The 23,895-nt window shown below is 48.6% G+C and carries 20 protein-coding genes; 7 read left to right on the top strand and 13 right to left on the bottom strand.

The window, feature by feature from the left end; all coding sequences use genetic code 11:
• Positions 1-16 precede the first annotated feature (16 nt).
• The 6 genes from QT397_23335 to QT397_23310 all read right to left on the bottom strand — a co-directional run bounded on the left by QT397_23335 (position 17) and on the right by QT397_23310 (position 7,341).
• A complete protein-coding gene (locus QT397_23335) occupies positions 17-1,027 on the bottom strand; it encodes a D-alanine--D-alanine ligase (protein ID WNZ55745.1) in 1,011 nt (336 codons plus the stop codon).
• Positions 1,028-1,031: 4 nt separating this feature from the next.
• Complete coding sequence (gene mepA / locus QT397_23330; protein ID WNZ55744.1) at positions 1,032-1,973, bottom strand: penicillin-insensitive murein endopeptidase; 942 nt, start codon at positions 1,971-1,973, stop codon at positions 1,032-1,034.
• 76 nt (positions 1,974-2,049) lie between these two features.
• Complete coding sequence (gene hisC / locus QT397_23325) at positions 2,050-3,123, bottom strand: histidinol-phosphate transaminase (protein WNZ55743.1); 1,074 nt, start codon at positions 3,121-3,123, stop codon at positions 2,050-2,052.
• Positions 3,120-4,160 (bottom strand): FHA domain-containing protein, encoded by a 1,041-nt coding sequence (locus QT397_23320; GenBank protein ID WNZ55742.1) that lies wholly within the window; start codon positions 4,158-4,160, stop codon positions 3,120-3,122. The genes hisC and QT397_23320 overlap by 4 nt, the downstream gene beginning before the upstream one ends.
• Positions 4,151-5,449, bottom strand: a complete 1,299-nt coding sequence (locus tag QT397_23315) for a serine protease (protein ID WNZ55741.1) — start codon at positions 5,447-5,449, stop codon at positions 4,151-4,153. The genes QT397_23320 and QT397_23315 overlap by 10 nt, the downstream gene beginning before the upstream one ends.
• A 110-nt stretch (positions 5,450-5,559) precedes the next feature.
• Positions 5,560-7,341 (bottom strand): aminotransferase class I/II-fold pyridoxal phosphate-dependent enzyme, encoded by a 1,782-nt coding sequence (locus QT397_23310; protein WNZ55740.1) that lies wholly within the window; start codon positions 7,339-7,341, stop codon positions 5,560-5,562.
• A gap of 1,213 nt (positions 7,342-8,554) precedes the next feature.
• Here QT397_23310 and QT397_23305 point away from each other — a divergent pair.
• On the top strand, positions 8,555-9,052 hold the full coding sequence (locus QT397_23305; protein ID WNZ55739.1) for a hypothetical protein: 498 nt from the start codon (positions 8,555-8,557) through the stop codon (positions 9,050-9,052).
• On the opposite strand, the gene QT397_23300 is transcribed toward QT397_23305, so the two are convergent.
• From QT397_23300 to QT397_23290, 3 genes are all read right to left on the bottom strand, one after another.
• Positions 9,049-11,607 carry a protein kinase gene (locus QT397_23300; protein ID WNZ55738.1) on the bottom strand — a complete coding sequence of 853 codons (2,559 nt, stop codon included), beginning with the start codon at positions 11,605-11,607 and terminating at the stop codon, positions 9,049-9,051. The two genes, QT397_23305 and QT397_23300, sit on opposite strands and share 4 nt — an antisense overlap.
• Positions 11,608-11,700: 93 nt before the next feature.
• Positions 11,701-14,316 carry a protein kinase gene (locus tag QT397_23295; protein ID WNZ55737.1) on the bottom strand — a complete coding sequence of 872 codons (2,616 nt, stop codon included), beginning with the start codon at positions 14,314-14,316 and terminating at the stop codon, positions 11,701-11,703.
• Positions 14,317-14,423: 107 nt separating this feature from the next.
• Positions 14,424-15,398: an FHA domain-containing protein gene (locus QT397_23290; GenBank protein ID WNZ55736.1), complete on the bottom strand. Its 975-nt coding sequence runs from the start codon at positions 15,396-15,398 to the stop codon at positions 14,424-14,426.
• Between the two features lie 716 nt (positions 15,399-16,114).
• On the opposite strand from QT397_23290, the gene QT397_23285 reads away from it, so the two are divergent.
• Positions 16,115-17,509: a cytosine permease gene (locus QT397_23285; GenBank protein WNZ55735.1), complete on the top strand. Its 1,395-nt coding sequence runs from the start codon at positions 16,115-16,117 to the stop codon at positions 17,507-17,509.
• A 48-nt stretch (positions 17,510-17,557) separates the two neighbouring features.
• Here the strand turns inward: QT397_23285 and QT397_23280 are convergent, their stop codons facing one another.
• The 3 genes from QT397_23280 to QT397_23270 form a co-directional block, all read right to left on the bottom strand.
• Entirely contained in the window at positions 17,558-18,121 is a 564-nt protein-coding gene (locus QT397_23280) for a YceI family protein (protein WNZ55734.1), read from the bottom strand.
• Positions 18,122-18,133: 12 nt separating this feature from the next.
• Positions 18,134-18,739: a cytochrome b gene (locus QT397_23275; protein ID WNZ55733.1), complete on the bottom strand. Its 606-nt coding sequence runs from the start codon at positions 18,737-18,739 to the stop codon at positions 18,134-18,136.
• A gap of 134 nt (positions 18,740-18,873) precedes the next feature.
• Positions 18,874-19,542 carry a hypothetical protein gene (locus tag QT397_23270; protein ID WNZ55732.1) on the bottom strand — a complete coding sequence of 223 codons (669 nt, stop codon included), beginning with the start codon at positions 19,540-19,542 and terminating at the stop codon, positions 18,874-18,876.
• A 574-nt stretch (positions 19,543-20,116) separates the two neighbouring features.
• Here QT397_23270 and QT397_23265 point away from each other — a divergent pair.
• Positions 20,117-21,019 carry an acyltransferase gene (locus QT397_23265; GenBank protein ID WNZ55731.1) on the top strand — a complete coding sequence of 301 codons (903 nt, stop codon included), beginning with the start codon at positions 20,117-20,119 and terminating at the stop codon, positions 21,017-21,019.
• Positions 21,020-21,071: 52 nt separating this feature from the next.
• Here QT397_23265 and QT397_23260 read toward each other — a convergent pair whose 3' ends face one another.
• A complete protein-coding gene (locus QT397_23260; protein ID WNZ55730.1) occupies positions 21,072-21,509 on the bottom strand; it encodes a host attachment protein in 438 nt (145 codons plus the stop codon).
• 431 nt (positions 21,510-21,940) lie between these two features.
• Here QT397_23260 and QT397_23255 point away from each other — a divergent pair, with 431 nt between their 5' ends.
• The 4 genes from QT397_23255 (at position 21,941) to QT397_23240 (ending at position 23,590) form a co-directional block, all read left to right on the top strand.
• On the top strand, positions 21,941-22,252 hold the full coding sequence (locus tag QT397_23255) for an Hsp20 family protein (GenBank protein WNZ55729.1): 312 nt from the start codon (positions 21,941-21,943) through the stop codon (positions 22,250-22,252).
• Between the two features lie 74 nt (positions 22,253-22,326).
• A complete protein-coding gene (locus QT397_23250; protein WNZ55728.1) occupies positions 22,327-22,542 on the top strand; it encodes a CBS domain-containing protein in 216 nt (71 codons plus the stop codon).
• Positions 22,539-22,742 (top strand): CBS domain-containing protein, encoded by a 204-nt coding sequence (locus tag QT397_23245; GenBank protein WNZ55727.1) that lies wholly within the window; start codon positions 22,539-22,541, stop codon positions 22,740-22,742. The genes QT397_23250 and QT397_23245 overlap by 4 nt, the downstream gene beginning before the upstream one ends.
• Before the next feature lie 272 nt (positions 22,743-23,014).
• Positions 23,015-23,590, top strand: a complete 576-nt coding sequence (locus QT397_23240; GenBank protein ID WNZ55726.1) for a PhnA domain-containing protein — start codon at positions 23,015-23,017, stop codon at positions 23,588-23,590.
• Positions 23,591-23,895: the final 305 nt, after the last annotated feature.

The raw sequence follows: 23,895 nt of genomic DNA, 5'->3' as shown, positions 1-23,895 counted from the left end.
AACAGGCCCCTTTTAATTATGTCTTGTCGTTAGGTGAAGATACCGCAGAGCGGATCAGACCGGCCAGGTATTCGGTGAAATTGTGCCCGTGGTTTTCCATCATTTTGGGGAACATGGAGTTTGGGGTCATACCGGGAAAAGTATTGACCTCATTGAGGTAGAGTTCGCCGGTCTCTGTCAGGAAAAAGTCTATGCGGGACAAATCCTTAAGCTTTAGGGCCTTGAAAGTGCGCAGGGATACTTCGGCTATCCATTGAAGCTGTTCTTCGTGAAGATCAGCAGCTTCGATAAAGGTGACCGCGCGGCTGCCCTCGGCATACTTTTCCTTATAAGTGTAAAAAGTATCTGTTGGGGCGCGTACTTCTCCCGGGCGGGTTGCGATGACATCATCGTTGTAGTGGTAAACCGCAACTTCCAGCTCTCTGGCTTTCAATGCTTTTTCTATCAGCACATAAGGGGAGAGTTTAAAGGCGTCTTCGATCGCGGCCTCTAAGCCCTCTTTGTCACGGACCTTAAAGCAACCTACGGAAGATCCCTGATTGGAGGCTTTTACAAATACCTCGCCCCAGTTCTCCAGGGCATCGTGAGCTTTTTGTAGTTCCTCGACTTCAGTGCTGTGCAAAAACTCGTAAGGTGTGTTTTCAATACCCAGAGCGCTGAGCCACATCTTGGTTTTAATTTTGTTAAAGCAGATTTTGCTGGGCTCAGGTGCAGAGCCGAAATAGGGGATGCCGAACATATCCAGTTGCGACTGCAAATCGCCAGTCTCTCCCGGGTAGCCGTGAATTGCAGGAATTACGTAGTCCACATCCCAGGAGTTACCTTCTTCATCGCGAATTTTGCGATCGTAAAAGATATGGTAAACCCGGCCCTGGCTGTCGGTAAGGCAGCCACTGCTATCCATTTCCACCCGCAATAGGGCGATGTCCTCTGCCGCTGACAACTTGTCCTCGATAAAATCAGCAGTTCTGAGGGATACGTCGTGCTCGCTGCCGCCACCGCCGCAGATAAGCAAGGTGTTAATCATAAAATTATTCCGTCGTAGTGCCTGCCGAAGGTGCGGTTAATACCTGTTCGCACTGTTGGGGCAAGGTCTTTGGTTTCGGCTTTTTCTGTTTCGGCTGGGGTTTAGTGCCATTGAGAATTGCATAGAAGTCATCGCTAAACCACCAATCCAAGTCACTGCCACAGGCTGCAGTGGTCACCGGAGCCTGGGGCTTACAGTTGGTGCTTCCCTCTGGGCACGCCAGGCGTACATGAAAATGGTAATTGTGCCCCCACCAGGGGCGCACTTTGCGCAGCCACTCGTTATCTTCGCCGGATATTTCGCACAGGTGGCGCTTGATGGTCGGGTGTACAAAAATTCGTTCGACCCGCTGGTCCTCTGAGGCCAAGCGCAGGATTTTGGGAACCCGGTCGTCCCAGTTTTCAGGGATTAGGCGGTGTTTGCGCTCATCAGCCAAGGCAACAGCAGAAATATTATCACGCTCCCACGGGGTGAGGGGACGCTCTGCGGCTCGCCGATCCTGGGAATACCAGATGTCTACGTCCAGGCCGGTTTGGTGGCTGTTGTGCCCACCACTGCCGAAAGGGCCCCCTCGAGCCATAGACATGTCACCGATCTGGATTCTGCCCAGATCTTTCTGCGCCACGCTCTGGGAAAACTCCTTTAGGAAGTTAATGGTCTGGGGGTGGGCAAAATGTCGATCGCGGCCAGTCCTCACCAACTGATAGCCCTCTCCCCTCAATGGCAGGGTCTCCCCGCCACTCAGGCAGCCATTGGTGTAGGTGCCAATACTCGATGGTGTCTGTGCACTGGGCCCTTCGACCTTATCCCAGTCGTTGGCACTTGCGGCGCCGCTCGCTAGGGCCGAGGTGAGAATCAGGGTGTGGGTTAATTGCCGTAAAAATCCCGCTTTAAAGGGGCTGACGGCCTCGGTAGTGGATACTGAATTTTGAGCTTTCGGGTGCATAGGTCCCTGGATACCAATAAGTCACAGTTGTCGGGCCACCTCAAGTGGCGCCCGACGAGTATAGACAGACAGAGTGCTAGCTCTGTGACGCAAGTATCTCTTTGCAGTTCCTTATCAGCTGCTCCATTTCCTCATCGGTGCCAATAGAGATACGCAAGTACTCACTGATCCGGGGCTTGTTGAAGTAACGCACGAGAATATTACGCTCCCGCAGTGCCAGATATAGGGCTTCTGCGCCGGGCTCCGGTGGTTTGGTCAGAAGGAAATTGGCTTGGGAGGGAATCACTTCGAACCCCAGGTCTGTAAGCGCCCGCTCACAGCGCTCCCGGGTGGCGATGACCTTGCCGCAATTGTCGCTGTGCCAGGCGGTATCGCGGATCGCTGCAGCGGCCACACGCTGGGCAATGGCATCAATGGGGTAGGAGTTAAAGGAGTTCTTGGCTCTTAGCAATCCTTCAATCAGGTGCTTCTGCCCCATGGCAAAGCCGAGGCGAAGCCCTGCGAGGGCATAGGACTTTGACAGTGTGTGTATCACCAACAGGTTGGGGTAGCGATCGATGAGTGTTGCTGCACTCTGTCCGCCAAAATCGATATAGGCCTCATCAATAACCACCACTCTTTCAGGCTGTGAGCGCAAGAGCTGTTCAATTTGCTCTAGCGGCAGGTACCGTCCCGTGGGTGCATTGGGGTTGGGAATAATTACACCGGCTGCAGGGGCTGCATAGTCCTCAAGCTGGATAGAGAAATCACCGTGCAGGGGAACAGTGCGGCTTTTGATATTGAAGAGCTGGCAATAAACTGGGTAGAAACTGTAGGTGATATCCGGAAATAGCAGGGGCTCGCTGCGGCGGAAAAAACTGTAAAAACTCAGAGCCAGCACTTCATCGGAGCCATTGCCCACAAATACTTGCTCAGCAGAGAGATTGTGCTTATCGGCAATAGCGCGGCGCAATTCACAGGACTCCGGGTCGGGATAGCGGCGCAATGCATCGGCAAAGTCGTGTTGCTCCAAGAGCTTTAAAGCTTCGGGAGAGGCAGGGTAGGGGTTCTCATTGGTATTGAGCTTTATCAGGGTTTCACTCTTGGGCTGCTCCCCGGGTGTATAGGGTTCCAGCTGGTCGAGCCCTGGGCTCCAATAAATCTTGCTCATGATTCTACCTCTGCGGTACTACTTTGATTGTCGCTGGAAGAGCCTTCAGCGCCTTCTTTAGTTTCTTTTTTCTTAATGGAGATATCAAACAGGTCGGCCGAATTTCCAATAAATTCCTGCATGGGAACAGGGTTGCGGAACAGCATATTATCGTATTTCAGCTCTGTGGATATCGGCGGAACCTCGCTGAATTCGTCCATGTTGTTAACGCTTTCAGCTAAACCTAGGCCGAGGAATGCCAGTGGCAGTGTCAGTGCCACTGTCCAGCGCCAGCCTCTGGCGAGGTTGGTGGCCAAATAGCAGGCGGACCAGAGCATTGCCGGTAATATGATGGCGAGTACCAGGAAGTCCAAGACCTGAATAGTAGTGCCGATGGCAAAATTGAAATTGATTAGCCCCCTCAGCCATTCCCAAAAAGTGTAAGTAAGTGCACCTATGGCGGCGATGGATAGATGGGTGAAAAAGTGCGTTTCATGCCTGACAACCCTGCCGATAAACGCCCAGACTCCGGCGTAAATCACCATGCCAATTATGGCCGTGGCAAGAATGTTGACGGCAATAGTCCATTGATAGTTTCGGGCGTAACCGAGGTAGCTCATCAGTACGCTGGCGAAGCCAAAACACAACAGCAGCAGTATTGCTCCCAGGGGGTGGGACAAGCTGGAAAACAGGTTTTCCAGTGAATGGAGAGGGGTAGCTTCAGGTACCGGGTCATCCGTATGGAAAACCCGGAAGCGTGACTTCCCACACTGCAGCAAGTCACCGGAGGAAATCCTGTGTTGAGCGATGGTATCGGGTTTAACGGACTTATCTTTCAGGTTTCCCAAAAGCTGGCAGCCGTTGGTCGAATTGAGGTCGTGTAAGACGTACTGGCCGTCCTCTCCCCGCTTGATTTCGGCATGGTGGGCATCGGAATGGATGTCCTCCAGAATTGCATCGTTGTCGTAAGCGCGGCCCAGGGTAAATTTATCCCCGTCCATTCGGTAGCGCAGCTGCACCCGATGGGCGCGATTGAGTTCTTCAATAATCAGGGCCATTGGATCTCGCTCGTAAACTTCTGAGTAAAGGCGTCGGCGGACTCCTGGGTAAAGCCGGACAAGGTAAAGTGGCTGACCAGTGCGCGATTTTTCTGATCCACACTTAGGCTCAGGAAGAAAATATCGTAGAGGTCAGGAAAGTCCTTGTAGCGCCTGACACAGTAGCTGGTGCGCGCGATCAGGGGCTCGCGATTGCGATCCGGCTTCGATACCGAGGTTTCATTGCCGCGCTCCTGAGAGGTAAATCCTTGCTGGCAGCGGAAATTGGTTACATCTTCTTCTCCAGCGCTATTGCCTGGGTAAAAGGAGTCCATCTGCCCTTCGTACTCGGCATAAAAGCGCGCGGGCAGAAGATCCTCGGCTTGCAGCCAGAAAAATTCGTACTCTACCCGCCCGGTGTTGAAGTCGTCGGACAGGAAAATAACATCTTGTCCGGTGCAGCCTTTATCAATTCGCTTGATCGGATTGGTTTCGCTCTCTTGGGTGTTTCCCCAGCATTTAATGGCTGGAATTATTTCACCGACAACCTGGGCCTCACCGAGGGCGCGACGCTGCCAGTCGGCCCTAAGTATTGAGTCGATAATTTTTTGCTGGTTATCCAAAAGCTGTTGATAAGTTACTTGCTTCAGGTTGAGAGTGCCGCCTTCAGCGCGGTAGTGTTTTAAAAGTGACGACAGCTTATCCACTGGTACCAGGAAGCTAACCTGGTTGCCTGCAGTCGCCACATTAATGCCCACTACCTGCCCCTGGGTATTGATCGCTGGCCCGCCGCTCATTCCCGGATTAATAGATCCGGCAAAGTGAATACGATCGTAGAAGCTACCGCCGGCAATACCGTTATAGGTCCCGGGAATCAAGGTCATGCCGAGGTCCAATGGGTTACCCAAGGAGACAATGGTTTCCCCTTTTTTGGGGGTGTCTGTCGCCAACTCCAGGTATTCGTCTCCCGGCTTCTCCTGGCGCAGCAGCGCCAGGTCATTGACCACATCAATATCCAGTAGAGTTAATTTTCCCCGGGTGCCATTAACTGCAAGATATTCCAGGGAGTACTCGTCCGGCTCGCTAACCGCTTGAGCCACTACGTGGTAATTGGTGGCGATCAATCCATCGGGGGAGATTTGAAAGCCTGACCCCAGGCCGGCTTTTGAATTGGAGGATTTTTCGATAAGTCGAATTTGATAGAGGCTGCCGCGATAATCACTGTAGAGCTTTTCATAGCCTTGCGCCATTGCAACAGTGGATAAGCAGCACAGAATCCAGGCGAAGAGCCACGTGGAAAGTTTCGGCATTTTGAATTGATTAAATTGTGGACAGGAAGCGTGATACTACGGGATATAGGATAGTGCAACAAGCGCCCATCACCGGCGCTATCTACCAGTGATGGGTTTGTTTTGGATGGTTAGAGATAGTCCACAATTTTTGGCTGTGTCTCTATCACTTTTTGGTGCGACTCGAGATAAAAGCGGCTGAAGAGTTTGTCGGCTTCTTCCGGAGCGATAAAGCCCTCGCTAAATCCTGGGCTAGCTGGATCGAGATGCAGGCGCGCGCAGTTGATCACATGAGCGGCCATCTGCGCCATATTTTCATCCCCAACAGAAATTCGGATGGTGGTTGGGAATATACCCGCCGCTTCCATCGCTTCAGGTGATAGCTCTGAGTGAGATGTCAGGGCAGGGCAGAGCACCATGGTATTTGTCTGGCCCAAGCTCACCATCTGCCCGAAAGCGGGCTCCAGCGCGTCAAAGAAACTTTTAAAGGCTTCGGTGGGAATTTGCGCAGCTTCCATGTCGATGCTGAATAATGGTGTGGGGAACTGGTAGCGCATCAGCGATTCTCGCAGCCCGGAATTGGGGTGGGTTTCCACTGCATGGCTGTTGACACGAATCTTGCTGTGACTGGCGAAAAAATGGCTGAGGCTCAAAGTATTAATACACTTGGTGAGCATACGCATTTCCAGGGTGCGCATACCGCAATGCACTTCCCAGGCCTTGTCTGCATCCAGGAAAGCCCCCTTGATGTAATAAACATCCCAGAACATGCACTGATCCCAATTAAGGCCTTTTGCGCTGTCGCCTTTAGGGATAAACATGCGGTGGTTTTCGCCGATAACCACACCGGCAGTGGCGGCACCGGTGCCACCGATATCCTTGGTGTAGGAGTGAACAACAAAATCCGGTCTCTCTTCCCTATCTTTGCGGCGCAGTGGCTGATATAGGAAAGGGGTTGCCAGGGTGGCATCCAGGCTTACCAGGATATTTTCCCGGTGAGCGGTTTTACAAATAGCCGGTACATCCAGCATGATCCCGTGGGGATTGCATGGAGACTCAATATAGACGTGTATTTTTGCTCCGGCACTGATTTCGTCTGCGTATGCATGCTGGGTATCAGCCAGTAGCTTTTCGAACTCTTCACCGGTAGTGCCATCAAACCAGGCCAGATTGATAGACAGTTTATCTTTGCGGGCGTAGAAATCCTGTAACAGCTGGTGAGTGCCGCCATAGATATTCCTGGAAACAATTAAAATATCCCCGTGGCGCAATTGATTTGACAGGAGTGCATCGATTGCAGCCATACCGGAATTAAAATTCCAGGCCATATACTCACTGGCTTCAGGCCCGCATTCCAAATCCACAATAGCATTGGCCAGGGAAATGGAAGTGGGGTTGAGTAAACGTGAATAAATATCGTGGCTCGGTTCGCGCCCACGGAAAGCATCGTCCACCCACTCGGTGCAGGCATAAATGTAAGTTGCCGTGCGGGCAATTACCGGGGTTGCAGAAAAAATAGCAGGAATATTATCGAACAGGGGGTAACCACCCCGTGTGGTGATATTAAAGTCGTCCCCCTGTAGGCTTTGAAAGCTGGCTCGCAATGGGTTTTGTAAGGTGTCCAATAATTTCGCCAGCTGGAAACTCATAAAGCGTTTGGCATTGAAATAGGCAATCTTGTCAGACTTGTCCAAGCGCTGGAGTGTGTCCGTTACCTGGCTCCACAGCTGGCTCAGATTTCCCTGTGCCTGGTAGAGCAGGGTTGCGGTCTGTTCTAACAGTTTTCCATGTTCTGATTCACTATCAATGCAAAAGTGCTGCAATTGCTCTTTTGCCAGCTCATCAATATTTTTTGCCTCGGTGCTGTTGCGGCGGGGAGAGAGAATTTTTACATCTTCTAGGTTCGCTTCCATTGTGTCCTCACTACGTGATGCTTTTTGTTATATGGCGACTCTAACAGTCCTGTGCGGCGCATAAAACACTTGGCGGGCAATTAGTATGTAATTTGCTGTGTTTTGGCGTGATCGATCTGTAATTTGGAAATCTGTACAGTAGCTTCCAGTTGAGGGGGTAGGTGGCTGTGTTAATGGTTGCCGGCCATGGAAAGGCAGCCCCCACAACATTTAAACAGGATTTAATTTCCTCGTAGCCTTAGGTGGTGCGATGAAATAAAGGGATTCAGCGCAAGCTGAACGGTCAAGCTGGAATCGACAGGTGTAGAGTCTTAGTCGATTCTCTTGGATGAGCTTGTCCGGGCATGGATGCCAAATTTTGCTCTTGATAGTGTTGTTGTAACCGTCGATGGTTGGGACCATCATTTCGGGCCGGCAGTTTTATTACTGCCGGCTTTTTTTTAATTTGGACTCCATTTTGAGAGCTATTACCCATACAGTATTTTCCAGTCTTCAAGCCTGCCGTGTAGACCCCAATAAAGTTCTGTAACGCAATTCAAATTAGATTAAATTGGCGAATGGGATCATCGATTAATTTCAACAAGCTCCAAGAATAGTTTTATATTTATTTTAAAAAATATGGCCTTATTTTTTGGGGTCTCGGTGTCGCCATAGTGGAAAAGGAATAATCCTTCCGCTCTAGCTTCTGCTTGAGTTAAGCGCTTACCAAACATTTTTTTTGGCGTATGATGACTCTATGCGCCCCTTTTAAATATTTGGTGTGTGCTTCCCTGTAATGAGGTGTGATCGACCTGTAGTCCTTAAGTCTGTACATTGAGGTCCACGTGAGAGAGTACCGGTGATTGTGGAAACAGTTACCAAGCCATGGAAAGGCAGCTTCCACAATAAAATTTTGGATGGATTTAATTCCCCTATCGCCCCTTTGCGTGTTAGGGAGAAAAGGGATTCAGCGCAAGCTGAGTGGTCAAGTTGGAATTGACAGATCCAGAGTCTTGGTCGATTCAACTTAGTATACTTGTCCGGGCACGGATGCTGAATTTTGCTCTTGATAGTGTTGTTGTAACTGTCGATGCTTCGGGTCAGTAACTTCAGTTCTGCTGGCTTTTTTAAAAGTTGAGACCGGTTATGATAACGCGGTCACGGACGTAGTTTACAAAAGATAAAACGTCCTTTGGTGACACCATATAACAAATTTTTAGAGAGGGATGGAAATATGGTCAATTGTGCTGACCTACCTGTGCTTGACGTAAAGGTGCCTAAAGAAGGGTTAAAACTGGATTTGGTTCTTCAGCCTAAAGAGCAAGAAGATGGTAAGCCTCAGTACTGGCCGCTGTTTAATGCGGCTAACCCTGAAGAGCACTTCGGCAATATGCACTTCAAAATCCATAGGCGTGCAGTATTGACTCTGGAGGTGACCTTGGATTTATCGCAAGTGCCGGGTCGCGAGTTGGAATTTGTTCGCTATCGCCAGAGCCATAAGTTAGATGGTCTTATTGCCCTGAGCCCGGATTTTCGTCACCAGTTCCGTGCTCGCGCTAAAGAGGTGGATGGCGAATTCACTAAACTGATTATCAAAATCAAGGATAGAGAAGATATCCCCGATAACTTCTCTTTCCTATGGATGTGCGTGGATGCGGAAACTGGAGCGCACTTTGTCTCTGGAGATCCAGATGCGCAGGTTGATCCATTTCCAGTTAACGATCCACTCTAGTAGCAAATAGTCTCAATAACTTTTTGTGAAGTCTGAGGCTGGGTGCAGAGCTTTTGAAACGCAGGTAAGGTAAACCATTCTGCGCCCATGCCTTGCTCGATTAACTCTAGAATATAGTAGTTTGCTGATCGCCACTCCTCAGAAAGAGCGTAGATAAGGGCTGCGCTATACTTAATATCAGTGTCATTTTGGCTCATCTTTAGTAGCTTATTTAGTATAACTATTGAGTCGGCATGTTGGTTGAGGTTTGCCAGAGCGATGGCTCTAAATCGATACTTTTGTGTATTCAGCTCTTCGTTTTCAATATCTGAGGTTAATCTTAAAATTTTCTCATATTCATTAATTGCGAGTTGATTGTTCCCCAGCATTTGGTGGGTTTCTGCAATTTGGTAGATCGCAGTTAAATTGTTGGGAGATATAGATATAACTTTTCTATATTTCTTAAGAGCTTGCTGATACTTCCGTTGGAGGAAGTAAATTACTCCCAAGTTGGCTTCAGCGCTTAAGCTTCGGAACTGCTCTGGAATAGTAGTAATAGCCTTCTGAGCGAGTTCTAAGTTACCTTGCTCCAACTCAATAACTCCGATAACGGAATAAGCTGACCAGAAATCTGGATATCCCTCTAAAAGATTGGATAAAGTTTTTCGTGCTTCATTGTAGTTGGCAGCCTGAAGCTGATTTATTGCGACTATGTATAGATTGTGTGCAGAAGGATTTAGGGCTGAAGCTTGCTTTGCATAATATAGACCTTGCTTATAATCTCCTTGGGAGTAACGGTATCGGGCATACTGTGCAAGCAGGTGCGCAGAAGGGTATCCTTTAGCTTGAAGTTTATCCAATATCGATTCAAAACCCTCTCTATCTATACCTGTGGACTTTATGTAAAGCTGGGCTTCAAGAAGAGCGGTTTTGTCGGCCCCAGTAGATTCTGCGCTGGCTAATATTCCAAGGGCCGAGGTAAGCAAGCTGGCATCGTTGCTAGCCATATACAATTTAGTGGCTATATTTGCGTATAGAGAGTAAAGGTTTGAGTTTTTGGGATATTTTCCAATCAGTTCTTTTGTTATCTCTAAGTCTTTAGGCTCAGTAGCGGTATTCGCAAGTTTCGAAATTGTAGAAAGATATTTATTGTAGTCTTCTGATGTCATTTTGACATCGATGACTGACTCTTTATGGTACTTACTTGGAAATAGGTCTATTGCACTATTCCGTATTGAATATTGTGATTCTTGTCTCTGTTGGCCCGGAAGAAAAATAAAAGAAGTTTGTTTTTGGACTTGTTTATCTAACGGACTGATAACCTGTATTTCAATATTGCAACGTAATTGCATACACTCAAGGCGTGCTACTAAGGCATCCGTAATCCCCTGATCCTTTAATTGCTGTAATCGATCATCTAAGCTGGTTTGCTTTCTCGGGGTGTAGCTTACTAAAGCACTTGACTTTAGGTGGCTTGGTGTATTCATAAGAGCTTGGCGTACCATAGCTGTGATTAGAGTGTTAGTGCTCTGGTCGGTTGTTTCTCCGCTAAATTCGACAGGAAGTACCGCGATATACTTGGGGGGCAGCTTGGAGTAAGTTTTCCAGCCCCATGTTACGGCTGTAGCTAGAACGGCAAAGCCGGCTAGCCACTTATTCAGACGGCTATATTTCTTGCGCGGTTTGATAAGCAACTGTGTTACTGTTTCAGAATATTGTTGGGTGTCAGCATCAATGCCATGATGGCGGACTAAAGAGAGAGCCTCGAAAACTTGCTGGGCAGAGTCTGGACGTTGCTCGGGACGCTTACTTAAGAGTCTATCGAGCAGTGCTATAAGTGGCTTAGGTATTTCTGGCCAGTGGGTTTGTGGAGGAATGTGGGGTGCGCTACAGATTTGTTGGGCAAATGCCAGCGCATTTAAGTCTCCACGTTCAAAGGGCTTGTTGTTGCAAAGTAGTTCGTAGGCAATACTACCCAGGCTAAACAAGTCGCTTCGAGCATCGAGAGGGGCGCCTTGAACCTGCTCTGGGGACATTGCCTGTATGCTGCCAGCAATATGATCCTCTCTGGTTAGTTGTTGGTCACAGTCCAGCGCTTTGGCGATGCCAAAGTCAGTAATCTTTGCTACACCATCATTAGTGACAAGGATATTTTCCAGCTTTAGATCGCGATGAATAATACCTAGGGAATGAGCTTTACTGAGCCCCTGACATAATTGCATCAATAAGTCGAGCCTAATTGCCAGGGTGGGGCTGTTCTCGCGAAGCCATTCTTTAAGAGTGACGCCTTCAACTAGCTCCATGACAAGGGCTATGCCATTATTCTCTTCCAGTACGTCATAAAGCCGCACAATATTTGGATGGTTCAGCCTGGCTAAAAGTTCAGCTTCGCTGCGAAAACGGGCCTCTGCAGAATTTCCACTTAAGTCAGAGCGGAGGCGCTTAATAGCTACCTTTCGCCGAAGTTTGATATCTTCGGCTAAGTAAACAACCCCCATACCACCAGCACCCAGGGTGCGCTCAACCCTGTAACGGCCTTGATACTCCTCAGTTTTCTCCAACGCAACTACGTCCATTGTATTGTATTCTTCTCGGATGGATAGGGGATTTTACCTGATAGTACAATTTCGTGAAGGCATCTGTCCCCTCTTAAAGGGAAATGGTTCACGTTATTCCATTCTGTTTGATTTGTTTTTGGCTGTTAAAGTGACAGTTATGCCAGAGCATAATGTTGGGTAATTGGCGCGTATATCATCAAAGCTTGCCAAAGTGCAAATAGGCTGAAAGCCAATTGTTGTGAACCACACTGGAGCCATGCCTAACTCCAAAGTTTTTCGTATATAGGCTTTGGCGGAAAGCATATCGCCGCTGGCCATGTAAACCTGGGCGCGGCTGTAATTGACAAATAGGCCGTCTGGAGCGGTGTTATCCATCTTTAATAGTGTCTCAATGGCTTGCTCACCCTGGCCCAGTTCAGAATAGGCTCTTGCTCGCAGTAACAATCCAAGCCAGTCCTCCTGCTCTTGTGCCAAGGTCAGAGCGCGCTGGGCAAACTCTTGTGATTGCAGCTGTCTATTTTCCAGGCGGGCAATCTCTGCCAGTAGCAGATATACATGGGGATCGTTAGGGGCTCGTTCAGCAACATGGCTCAGGCAGTTTTTTGTATCCTGCAGCTGCTGTTCGATGTAATAGGACAAGCAAAGGTTGAAGGTATCCCGGTCCCCTAAATGCTTTAAGCCCACCTCACTAAGGAGCCGGATAGACTCTTTGGGGCGGCCTGAATCCAATTCATTGGCTGCAAGCAAGGAGATAGCATCAATATATTGATTGTTGAGACGGATCGCATGTAAAAGGTAAGGTCTCGCTTTTTCCATTTGCCCCATCAGGGTCAGGGTCAGAGCCTTTTGGCGAAGATAAAGAGGGCTGGTACGAATGTTGAGCGCTTGGTTAATGACTTCCAGCGCACGGTTGAAATTCCCCCTTCGCTGGTGGGCTTTCGCGCGCAGGAAGTAGTAGAGAGCCTGATCAGGTAGTTGCAGCTTTAGTTTTGCAAGTAAGGACTCTGTAAGCTCTGTATCTGCCAGGAAGATGGCAATACGCAACTTAGTGATCAACACCGTTGGGTGGTTAGAAATCTTTGTTGGTATGTTGTTGAGAAGCCCTGTGAGTCGGCTGCGTATTTTGGTATCCCGCGAGTGATATAGGTGGGTGGCTAATAGATCCGCTAACAGTTCATAGTAGGAGGGGAAGTAGGGGTTCCTTTTTAGCAGAGCCTCAACTTTGGTAATTGCCCCGGTAACATTAGCTTCATTATTGCGCTGTTCGAATATCTCGAGGTATTGCTGGTAATCTTCAGGGCTAAGGCTGAACTGAACTCTTAGGCTTCCTGTTGGGTAGTTGGGAAGTAGATAGTGCAGTTGCTGCAAAACACGTGCGCGGCTCTCCAGCGGTGCATCCAGGTTCAGCATGGCACTACGGTTGGCGACTTCAGCAAACCCCTCGGTTTCTATAAGGGCAAATGAAGCTTCACAGGCGGTGGCTTCACAGTTTAGGGCAAATTGGAGCAGCAGCTGTGCGTTGAGCGCTTGCGCCTGCTCCCGCAAAGGCTTGCCTTTTAGTTGCTGGGATTCCGAATAGGGCACCAGTAGTAGCGCTGGTTGATCGGAAAGCCCCTGTTTGATGGAGCTGAGAAGGTTATTGGCCAGTAGCTTTTCCTCTCGGCTGCGCAGGTTTGATAAGTCTGGCTCAATAATCGCAATGTACTTTGCCGAGGGTTCTTTACTTCCCCATAGAGAAAGTTCAGGAAAAACAGCGGCGGTTAAGCCTAGTAACATCGCACCGGATGCCAGGAGTATGCCGGCTAGAAGTTTGTGTCCTTTGTTTGTACGTCGATGTTGTACATGAAAGTCTTCCGTGGTGATCGTGATGTCATGGTCATCGGCGGTTTCATGATCCGATGTTAATTGGCTCAGTATCACATCCAAATCGGTGGCTACAACGGCAGCACTGACGGGGCGTTTGTCCGGGTTTTTGGCCAGCAGCTTATCCAGTAACTTGCAAAGCGCCGTAGGAAGTCCGGGGTTTATGGCTCCTGCGGGTGGGTGCGGGTTGTTGATGATCCGATCGATAATAACGTATGGGCTTCCATGCTTGCCGAAGGGAGGCTGATCACACAGTAGGTGATAGGCGAGCATCCCCAGGGCAAATAAGTCACAGCGGTTATCCAGTTTCTCGCCGAGGGCCTGCTCGGGAGACATTGCGTACCAGCTGCCAGCGATATGCTGCTCGCGGGTAATTTCTTTCGTATCCTGCCAGCTCCGCGCAATTCCAAAATCAGCGATTTTTGCGATGTTATTGCTGTCAATAAGGATGTTGTCAGCTTTCAAGTCGCGGTGAATAATTCCAGCCGCATGGGCACGCGCAAGACCGCTAGTGATTTGCTTGAGTAGCTGGATTTTCTGGCAGAGGCTGGGGTTAAACTCCCGTGCCCAATAGGTGAGTGGGCGGCCATCAACATACTCCATAACCAGGGCTACATCGTTCTGTTCCTCCACAACATCATAAATTTGTACGATGTGGTTGTGGTTTAGTTGTGCGAGCAGTAATGCTTCCTGGCGAATTCGTTGTGAGGCAGATTCGTCTTCAGGGTTGTTGAGCAATCGCTTTATAGCGACCTCTCTGTTAAGTCGCTCATCTTTGGCGAGGTACACAACTCCCATTCCCCCGGCTCCAAGCTGCCTGATGATCTTGTACCGGCCGATATAAGAGGGTGGTTGCGCTGACATTGTAATTCTTGCCGAGGGATAAGAGATTCAGCTCCGCCACCCTGGCAAATAATTACTGAATAGGTAATGAAGGGGCTTAGCCTTAAGCCCCCTTTCTAGAGATGAAGCTATACCGCTTCCGGCTCTGTTTTTGCCTCGAGTTGGTTGCCTTTATAAATTTCGAATTGTGGACAGCCAATACGGATTTCCCAGGATCGACGCTCTACCAGACTCGAAGTATCCACTGCATCAGGTAGTGATTCAGAGATTTGTTTGCGGGCGCGGAAGATTTGGGTGTTTAAGTGGTTAACAGTGATACCCAGCTCGTGAGTGGCTACCTGAATAGAAACCCAGCCCTGGGAGTCAGTGTCCATGCCGCTCTGCATATCTTTGTGGCGGGCACGAGCAAGGTACAACAAGAGATAGTTGTGGATTCTTGCTGGTAAGGATTGCTTCATACCTTCCCGCTGAAGTTGTAACTGCACATGCTCTTCGTGGGAGCTCACAGAGAACTTCAGCTCAAAGTCGACAATAGACAGTTGCTGCAGAGATAACTCTTTCGTTGCCCCTTGGTTGTCCGCAAGAAAGAGCTGCCAGCTATGCAGGCCGCAATCGATACGATCGCCATGATTTATCAGGGTCTTATCGCCGTCTTCAGCTGATGGACCTGTGAACTCGTACAGCCACTGCCCTGTTAAGGGGCTGTACTGAAGGCTGGCGAGGGGCTCGTTCTCATCGGGCAGCAGGTGGTATTGTTCCAGCGGTTGTGCCTCGCCAGAGTGAATATCGATCAGCAAATTCTCGGGAGCATCGAGGTTTTCGACGATCCAAGCTGGGTTATTCGCCCGCCCAAAAGCGATCTTATCACCGGTCTGGAGTGGGTAGCTTTTAGCGGGTACCAACTGCTGGCCATTTAGCCAGGTGCCATTGCGACTCAGGTCGCGAATATTCCAATGTGTACCGGTCCACTGCACTGCTGCATGGATGCCTGATATTTCAGCACTTGTGATTCTTGTGTCTACTGCACCCTGCCGGCGCCCAATGGTGTGGTGTGCCATTAAGTAAACTGGTTGTTCCCTATCTGGATGCTGTAAGCAAGCCATATTCCTACCCTTCTGCCGTGGCCAACTCATGTTGTGGCCTGATTGCGACAAAGTTCATTCATACTGGTGGATGCCCGCTGTGCTTGTCCTGCGAATACCTTAGCAGTACGGAGTCTTGGCTTACCATCTGCGGCGATTATTTCCCTTGAGCTGAGACACTACTTGTTGTGATTGGCGCTGCTCTGCGCCGCTGCCTCACTGATAGTCTCGGAGAGGATTGCCCCAGTTCTGAATGATTTAGTCACTACGATTTTTGGAAATTGTTCTATTTTTGCGCTCCCTTGATAACTGTCTCTAGAGGGAGTGCAATAATTGTCAGTAATTGCTTCCATTTTCGCTGAAAAGTTGTGCCGCCGTCAAAAATCTTAAAGACCTTTTCATACTTTTACTTGTGACATTGGTTAATGTTCTCCAAATACACGGCTGCACACTAGTTTAATGGATACTTGCCTGTATCTTTGTCGACCGGATCTTCTTTAATCGATGGCTACACAATATATTTCACAGTTGTGCGCCAGTGCTAGCGGCATTACTGCTAATTTGGTAAATGGATACCACTTTTGCTGTTAATGAAAACAAGTCTCAATTGTAAAAGAGAATATATATTATTAACTGTTAAATTTGGCACTTTTGACGGCTTGTATGTCATTGTTGAAAAGGCTAATTTGAAGTAGCTGCTTTGGCGCGCTATTTATCAGATGCACTTAGGTGACACTTTGCAGCTAAAGAATGAAAATTTAGCGGTGGTGAAGCCCGAAGCTAAACGCTGGGGCACTCTGACGATATTTAACCTTTGGGCCAACGCTGCACAAAGTCTCGCTGGCTATACCCTGGCGGCAACCCTATTCCTCGGTCCCAATACGAATGCTTGGCTGGTTCTCGCTGGGATCGCTATTGCAGCAATTTTAATTATCATCTTGTTAAATTTAATCGGTGAACCGAGTGTTAAATGCGGTATACCGTTTCCCGTATTGGCCAGGGCGAGTATGGGGATCCGAGGTGCTAACGTCCCTGCGCTGCTTCGGGGGAGCGTGGCAATATTTTGGTACGGTGCGCAGACCTGGTTTGCTGCCCATGCCATGTCTTTATTACTGAGAGAGTGGTGGCCTCAAGCTGTCGGAGGGCAGTGGCTGGCAATGGACCGGATCGATTGGGCTTCCCTCGTACTTGTCTCATTATTTCAAGCTCTTCTATTTTTCAAAGGTATCAATACGATCCGTTGGTTTATCAACCTGGCTGCACCCTGTGTCTATGGAGTGATGCTAGCGCTGTTGTGGATGCTAGTGGTTCGCAGTGACAGACAGTTTTCATTTGCTGTTGCTACTTTCTTTGATCGGTCTATAGCATCCTGGGGCGATGGCTTGGTCCAGCTCATCAAAGTCACAGGTACTATGTTGGCTCTCTATGCGCCGATAATCCTAAGTTATGGAGATTTTGCTCGCTTCTGTAAGAACGTGTCTGTTATGCGAAGGGGAAATTGGCTGGGAATCACTATAAATATGACTGGCTTTGCGATAATTGTTCTGTTCACCACTATCGCCGCCCAGTCAGTTTTCCACCAGAACTTGGCAAATCCCACTGATATTGTGCAGAAGCTTGGGAATCTGGAACTGTCATTGATCGCCGCGGTTGTTTTTTTTACAGCAACGGCCGGCATCAATGTGGTGGCGAACTTTGTGGCTCCAGTTAACGATATTTCAAATCTTCTGCCAAAGTACCTGGGGTTTCGCAGGGCGGCATTGATAACGCTGTTTCTGGCCTTTCTGATTAGTGCTTTGTGGCCCGCTGTTATCAAACAAATCGGTTTAGTGGCGTTCGTAAACTGGATGGGGGTTTTTCTGGCGCCTGCCTATGGTGTCATATTGTCTCACTACTACTTAGTAGAGAAGCGCCAGATGGATGTAGGGCAGTTGTATTACAGCGAAAGTGATGGGCGTTATTACTATTTCTGTGGCTGGAACCCGCGAGCACTGCTGACTTTATTGGGGACATGTATTGTCATCACAATGCTAGCTTTTTTCTTACCGAGAGGGTTGATGGCAGGCGTCGACTGGCTATTGGCTGCAGCTGCTGCTTGCGTTGTTTATTGGAGTGTTGCGAAGCGCAGTTAGGGGGAGCCCGGAGGAATTTCCGGGCTCAGGGGGTGTACTTTTTTGTTGTTAGATACGGATACCTTCAATATCCAGGATCATCTCAACTTTCTGTGAGGCTGGGCCTAGGGATTTGATACCGAATTCTTTCAGCTCGAACTCAGTGGTTCCACTGAAGCCCTGGCGGTAGCCGCCCCAAGGGTCTTTACCGCCACCGATATTGGTAACGTCAATTGTGATTGGCTTAGTGATACCGCGCAGGGTCAGTTCGCCATTTAGACGGGCTTTGCCGTCTTCCAGAGGTTCAAAGCTAGTGCTCTTGAAAGTAGCAGTGGGGAATTTTGCGGTATCGAGGAAGTCATCACTGCGCAGGTGCTTGTCTCGCTCAGCGTGATTGCTGTTGAGGCTGGTTACATCGATGTCGACATTGATAGAAGATTTTTCTGGCTGCTTTTCATCGTAAAAGAAGGAGCCGTTGAAGTCATCGAAACGGCCGTACAGCCAGCTGTATCCAAGGTGCTTGATACGAAACTGCACAAAAGCGTGAGCCCCTTTGGTGTCGATTTTGTATTCCGCTGCTTGGGCTACAGTCCCCATCAGAGCTGCAATAAGAAATACAGAGAGCTTCTTCATGTCATTTTTTCCTTATTTGGTGGTTGAGAGTGTTGTTTGTACGTGTGAGTGATCGTCTGTAGAGCCCTTTACACGGATGCCAAGGATTCTGCGCAGTGTGCCGTCACGGTCAATAAAGTGACGCTTGAGGGCTGCCAAGATATGTGCTGTTACGAGTCCAATCAGGCCCCAGGCAAGGATTTCGTGGATAGATCCCGCAATGTCTTCCTGATTGGGAATTCCTTGTAAGGTTGCAGGGATGCTCACTATGCTGAAGACATCGATAGGGCGGCCATCGGCGGTAGAAATCAGATAGCCGGAAACCATGATTGCCAGTAGTAACAGGTAAATCAGTCCATGAGTGGCGGTGGCGGCAAATTTCTGCCAGTTGGGTGTTTGGGGGTTGCTCGCCGGAGATGGGTTGGCAAAGCGCCAAGCCAGCCTGAAGAGTAGAAACCCAAGCAGGATGATGCCCACCCCTTTGTGAATTTCAGGGGCTCGTTGATACCAGGGATCGTAGTAGGATAGCTGGCGCATCCACCAACCGAGAATAAAAGTCCCTATGATCGCAGGGGCCATTATCCAGTGGAGGGCGATGGCTACCCAGCCGTAGCTGGAGGAGCTGTTTTTGGCCTGCACTTCTCTCTCCTATTGGTAGTACGTCACACTTAGATTTGCTAAGTGCCACTAGGGTACAGCCTTTGGGCTCTACCACCAATGGGGAGTTCCTGAGTATGGGGAAGGAGTCAAAGGTATTAGTAGGAAATGCCGTGCTATATCGAGCGCCCCGGAGAGCTTTCGCGCTCGGCCGCCTGAAGGATGCGCTCACAAGATAGCCGATCCAGCGCGGAAGAGCGCTGTGCCAGTTGGTCTGCCAGCCAGCTGGTGGAGTGCTCTTCATCCCCAAGGGCTAGTTGTTCCAGCTGCCAGATAACATTCAGTAGGGTCTCACGCTCAAACCCGGTCTCAACCGCCTGGCTAGTAAACAGGTGGGGTTCCAGTTGTTCCAAGTCGTTGCGCTTGAGCACTAACTCCGCATAGGTAGGGTACCAGCGGCTGCTAAACGGTTCTGGTCGCTGGTGGTAGTCGAAGGTGATTCGCAGCCGGTTTCCGTCGGCATCTTCCAGAAGCGGAGTGTCATGTTCGTAGGCGGGCAGCGCTGGATTATTCCGCAAAATATCCACGATGGCGTGCCAGTCACTGGGATTTTCGTAACAGAGCCTGACAGGCTCTACTAGTTCACGGGTCCCCTTGTGATCTTCCAAGGACAGTTTTTGGCCTGGACGGTACCAGTACAGGTTAAGAAGCTGCTCATCGGCCAGGTCTGCAAGATGTGCACTGGTTAGTGGCTCTTCAGACAATGCACTCAGGTGGTCAACGGCCTGCTGTACGCTGAGCCATTGCTTGCGGTGGAAGTGTTGCTTATTACCTGTAATTCCCATTCTATTCTCCCGGCGCAATTCTACGACCTGGAGCCTCAAGTTTAGCAGGGTGCAACGCTGCTCCAGTCACTATCGTGCCTTTGCGGCGTGGGAAGATAAAAGTTGCTAATCCATGATTATAGAAAGGGTACAATGGCGCCTTTTCATATCCAGGGCATGCTGAAAAAATGAGGCCGCTCACTGGGCTGCTGTCACTGGTTTTATCCGTGCAGTTTGCGCTGATGTATCGCCGATAGATTCAGACTATTCAGTCAATAAATATGGGGTTGAAATGCGTGTTACTCTCCCAGAGTTGCTGCGGTTTGATATTGCCTCTGGCGCGGGCGGCTAAAGCCTAGGCGCTCGGCGCATGAATTTATTGCAGTGGAGCAGTTTCCCATGAGCCATAAATATACACAGCCATGTTGATTGCGATAGGCAGCCTGTAGCCCGGATTATGTAAATACACTGATGAGAGCAGAGTCCGCTTAGTTTGTGATAAGTGGATTTCAAGATATTAAAAAAGAAACGGGTAACCTGTGAATATGGCGTAACAGCCTGACCTGTAAGCCCGGAAAATTAAAAGAGCCTTTAGATGTTTAACTTTCTCCCTTCGTTTTTGCTGTTGGTCATATCTTCGGTGTTGCTGGCCGTTAGCACATTGGTTTGTGCAGCCCCCATACTCTTGTTTTCAGTTTTTAGATTTATTCTCCCTTTTGCCTTTCTGCAAAAAATTTTCATGGGTTTTTTTATTTCTTGGGCAGAAATGTGGATAACCCTAAATAAAGGATGGATGAAGCTGACCCAAAGAACCCAGGTGGATGTACAGGGGATAGAGCATCTCGATAAACATGGATGGTATCTGGTCACAGCGAACCATCAAAGCTGGGTTGATATCTTTATGATGCAGTCGATTTTTAATCGAAGAATTCCATTCCTGAAATTTTTTGTGAAGCAAGAGTTGATCAAAGTTCCTGTGATTGGAATGTGCTGGTGGGCACTCGACTTTCCATTTATGAAGCGTTACAGCAAAGAGTTTTTGAAAAAACATCCGGAGATGCGCGGTAAGGATCTTGAAGCGACGAAAAAATCTTGCGAAAAATTTAAGCTAATACCCACCAGTATTATGAACTTTCTTGAAGGAACAAGGTTTAGTAAAGAGAAGCATCAAAGACAGCAATCGCCCTTCAAACACCTTCTAAAGCCCAAGTCCGGAGGGATTGCCTTTGCAATGCACTGTATGGGTGAGCAGCTGAACCAGCTACTGAATGTCACTATTGTTTACCCGGATGGTATACCTACCTTTAAAGATTTCCTTTCCGGTAAGTTAAAGAAAGTGATTGTTCGCATTGAGAAAGTCCAGTTGCCGAGCCGGTTTTTTGAGAGAGACTACGCAACCGATCAGGAGTTTCGGGTGGAGTTTAATCAGTGGGTAAATGAGTTATGGACTGAAAAGGATGCCCTGATTGATAAGCTTTTAATGGAAAGCAGGGCTTGAGCGGGGTCCGTAGAGAGGTTCACTCGTGACCCTCTCTACTGGCCGAACGTCACTATAGCCAAATAGGAAGTTGAGCCCGGATCTCCTCGGGTTCACAAGCCACCAGATTTTTTCCTGTTTCTCCCGCTATTGTTGCGCGGGTTGGAGTTTTCAAGGCATCCCTCAAGCTGCCAACCATGTAGGGTTCTGCAACAATATACAGTTTTTCGTACTGGCCCTCCTGTCTTCCCCTCTCCAGGGTATGTGCAATTTCTCTGGCAAAATTCTCACCTTCACGGCGATGTAATCCTGCAGAATTACCTACTGAGTGCCTTCCTTGACCATAGCTGTCGAAAGTGCGTCCGGGTGCATCACTCTCTTGATCTCTGCCAGAGAGCCGTGATTCTGGATGGAGTAGTGCCTGGATTTCATTGAGATTTCCCGCGCGTTTGTTGGCTTCAAAAATTCGCGCTTGGGACTGGTTAGCCACAAGGACCCATGCTAAGGCCATGAACATATCCTCGTTTAACTGCCTTATTTAATCCTAGTAAATAGCCATATTGGCCACGAGCCCTGGTTTCTTATTGATGGATATGGAGGTGGAAATTCTCTTTAGGTGCACTTGGAAAGGAAGTTTTTAATATTTATATGTACAAAAGAAATATACGACAGCTCTCATATTCAATTTGTAATGGCTTTTATCGGCACTTAATCCCTTCGTTTGTCGCAGTATTTCCTAGACTGTACTCAAGATGTAACAGGCGCAAGACGGACTCTTGAGTTTTCTGGCGCCTTTTGCGGCTTAGCGTAAAAAGAGGTTGTAAATATGAGTCTGATCCCCAGAGGGTCCCTATTGGACCTTGATAATATGTTTGAACAAATGCTCTCACCGACCCGTGCAATCGGCTCTGAACGCGAGGGATTTTTTCTCCGCGTATTGATGTGAGTGAGCGCAAGAATATGTATGAAATCAGCGCTGAGCTGCCGGGAGTGGGTAAGGACGATATCAGTGTAACCCTAGAAAATGGGGTTTTGACTCTTGAAGCTGAGGTGCACCGCGAGGTTAAGGAGAAGAAGGATGGCCGCGTGCTTCGTCAGGAGCGGCGTTACGGCAAGTTCTTGCGCAGTTTCAATCTTGGTGAAGATGTTCGCGAAAGTGAGATTGATGCAAATTTCAAAGATGGGATTCTCACGCTCACGGTACCAAAACATGAGGGGCATCCCCCGCAAAGAAAGCGGATTGAAGTGCACTGATCTATAGGGGGTAAGGGTGATGGGTTTTACCCGTCACTCTCTTTGGCATTTGTCTAAAGAGCTTTGAGGTACCTATGAAAGTTAAACACGCAATGCATGAGGGGGCTACCTGGTGCACCCCGGATACTCCATTACAGGAGTTGGCAAAAATTTTACGAGATGAAGATATTGGTGCAGTGCCGATCGGAGAAAATGACAGGCTTGTAGGAATAGTGACTGATAGAGATATTGTATGTCGCGGTGTGGTTCAGGGGGTAATCTCAGCTCTTTGTCCGCCCGAGATGTTATGACAGAGGGGATTGAATGGTGCTGGGAAGAGGATGATCTGCTGTCTGCTGTCCACAAAATGGAGCAACAGTTGTTACGGCGAATGCCGGTACTCAATAGTGAAAAGCGTATGGTCGGTATTCTCAGTTTAGGGGATATTACCAGTGCCATCGCCAGCAAGCAGGGTGGGCAGTTCGCAGCAGCGGTCTCCTCGCACCACTGAGTGTGGGACTTAACGCATAATGCTCTTTACAGTCGTCAATCTATATTGGCGGCTGTTGGAAGTTTGAGTGCTCTAGAGTGTCTTGTCCGAAGCCTGTGAATCCCTCGGCAACCTAATGGCTCCATCTACTACTGGGCTGTTGATAGTCTTATTTACTTCCTGTCTGAGCTTGATCATGTTCACGGTCGACCCCGATGTCCGTTAAATGTGATTATTTGGGAGGCGTGAAGGAAGAATCAGTCGTATAATCCCTACTTTTTTTGAGGTTACTTATGGCTGTGACTCAGGAGCAGTTGGCACAACGCAGTGGAAATCAGTGCGAGCTCTGTAAAGCAGAAAATGGCTTGGCGGTTTATGACGTACCCCAGTCAGAGGGCTATCCAGATGCGGCAGTATTATTGTGTCAAACCTGTAGGGACCAGCTGGAAAATCCTGCACAGCTGGAAAGTGCGCACTGGCAGTGTCTGTCGGAGTCTATGTGGAGTACCGAGCCGGCAATTCAAGTGTTGGCATGGCGTATTCTAAAGCGCTTATCTGGCGAGACCTGGGCCCAAGACTTGTTTGACATGTTGTATTTGGATGGCGATTTGCTGGCCTGGGCAGAGGCCGGGGCAATACCAGAGGCTGGTGAGTTGGTGATTCATCGGGATAGTAATGGTGCCCAGTTACAAGCTGGAGATAATGTAGTTATTATCAAAGACTTGGATGTAAAAGGAAGCAGTTTGGTTGCAAAACGGGGAACGGCAGTTCGCGGTATCAGCTTAAGCGATAATCCTGAGCATATCGAAGGACGGGTCGAGGGTCAGAGAATTGTTATTCTGACAAAGTTTGTGAAAAAGAGTGGCTGATAAATATTTCAGAAATAACTTCATTTTCTGAAAAGGGTATCTGCCGGCGGACCCGAAATACTCCCCTGTCCGTCTTAATTATGAAAATAAGAAAGGTATAGTTTACCTTTCTTATTTTTTTGCAAAATATTTCCGCTTTTATCAATTAACTGATAATTTTTAGAGCAAAATACGGTGTAATATTGAAGACGATAATAGCAATTTTGTATTGTGCTAGATATTGAAAATATGCACGGCCTAAATCTTGTTCATTAAGCTCAAATATTCGTGCGTGAATCCTGGTGATCGACTTCCTCAGGCAGACA

The organism is Microbulbifer sp. MKSA007, from assembly GCA_032615215.1.
Classification (GTDB): Bacteria; Pseudomonadota; Gammaproteobacteria; order Pseudomonadales; family Cellvibrionaceae; genus Microbulbifer.
This window is presented reverse-complemented; position numbering and strand designations above follow the sequence as displayed.

Excerpts from the sequence above, each read along its gene's own strand:
- QT397_23335 (WNZ55745.1), bottom strand. The coding sequence starts at position 1,027 with ATGATTAACACCTTGCTTATCTGCGGCGGTGGCGGCAGCGAGCACGAC.
- mepA (WNZ55744.1), bottom strand. The coding sequence starts at position 1,973 with ATGCACCCGAAAGCTCAAAATTCAGTATCCACTACCGAGGCCGTCAGC.
- hisC (WNZ55743.1), bottom strand. The coding sequence starts at position 3,123 with ATGAGCAAGATTTATTGGAGCCCAGGGCTCGACCAGCTGGAACCCTAT.
- QT397_23320 (WNZ55742.1), bottom strand. The coding sequence starts at position 4,160 with ATGGCCCTGATTATTGAAGAACTCAATCGCGCCCATCGGGTGCAGCTG.
- QT397_23315 (WNZ55741.1), bottom strand. The coding sequence starts at position 5,449 with ATGCCGAAACTTTCCACGTGGCTCTTCGCCTGGATTCTGTGCTGCTTA.
- QT397_23310 (WNZ55740.1), bottom strand. The coding sequence starts at position 7,341 with ATGGAAGCGAACCTAGAAGATGTAAAAATTCTCTCTCCCCGCCGCAAC.
- QT397_23305 (WNZ55739.1), top strand. The coding sequence starts at position 8,555 with ATGGTCAATTGTGCTGACCTACCTGTGCTTGACGTAAAGGTGCCTAAA.
- QT397_23300 (WNZ55738.1), bottom strand. The coding sequence starts at position 11,607 with ATGGACGTAGTTGCGTTGGAGAAAACTGAGGAGTATCAAGGCCGTTAC.
- QT397_23295 (WNZ55737.1), bottom strand. The coding sequence starts at position 14,316 with ATGTCAGCGCAACCACCCTCTTATATCGGCCGGTACAAGATCATCAGG.
- QT397_23290 (WNZ55736.1), bottom strand. The coding sequence starts at position 15,398 with ATGGCTTGCTTACAGCATCCAGATAGGGAACAACCAGTTTACTTAATG.
- QT397_23280 (WNZ55734.1), bottom strand. The coding sequence starts at position 18,121 with ATGAAGAAGCTCTCTGTATTTCTTATTGCAGCTCTGATGGGGACTGTA.
- QT397_23270 (WNZ55732.1), bottom strand. The coding sequence starts at position 19,542 with ATGGGAATTACAGGTAATAAGCAACACTTCCACCGCAAGCAATGGCTC.
- QT397_23265 (WNZ55731.1), top strand. The coding sequence starts at position 20,117 with ATGTTTAACTTTCTCCCTTCGTTTTTGCTGTTGGTCATATCTTCGGTG.
- QT397_23260 (WNZ55730.1), bottom strand. The coding sequence starts at position 21,509 with ATGGCCTTAGCATGGGTCCTTGTGGCTAACCAGTCCCAAGCGCGAATT.
- QT397_23250 (WNZ55728.1), top strand. The coding sequence starts at position 22,327 with ATGAAAGTTAAACACGCAATGCATGAGGGGGCTACCTGGTGCACCCCG.
- QT397_23245 (WNZ55727.1), top strand. The coding sequence starts at position 22,539 with ATGACAGAGGGGATTGAATGGTGCTGGGAAGAGGATGATCTGCTGTCT.
- QT397_23240 (WNZ55726.1), top strand. The coding sequence starts at position 23,015 with ATGGCTGTGACTCAGGAGCAGTTGGCACAACGCAGTGGAAATCAGTGC.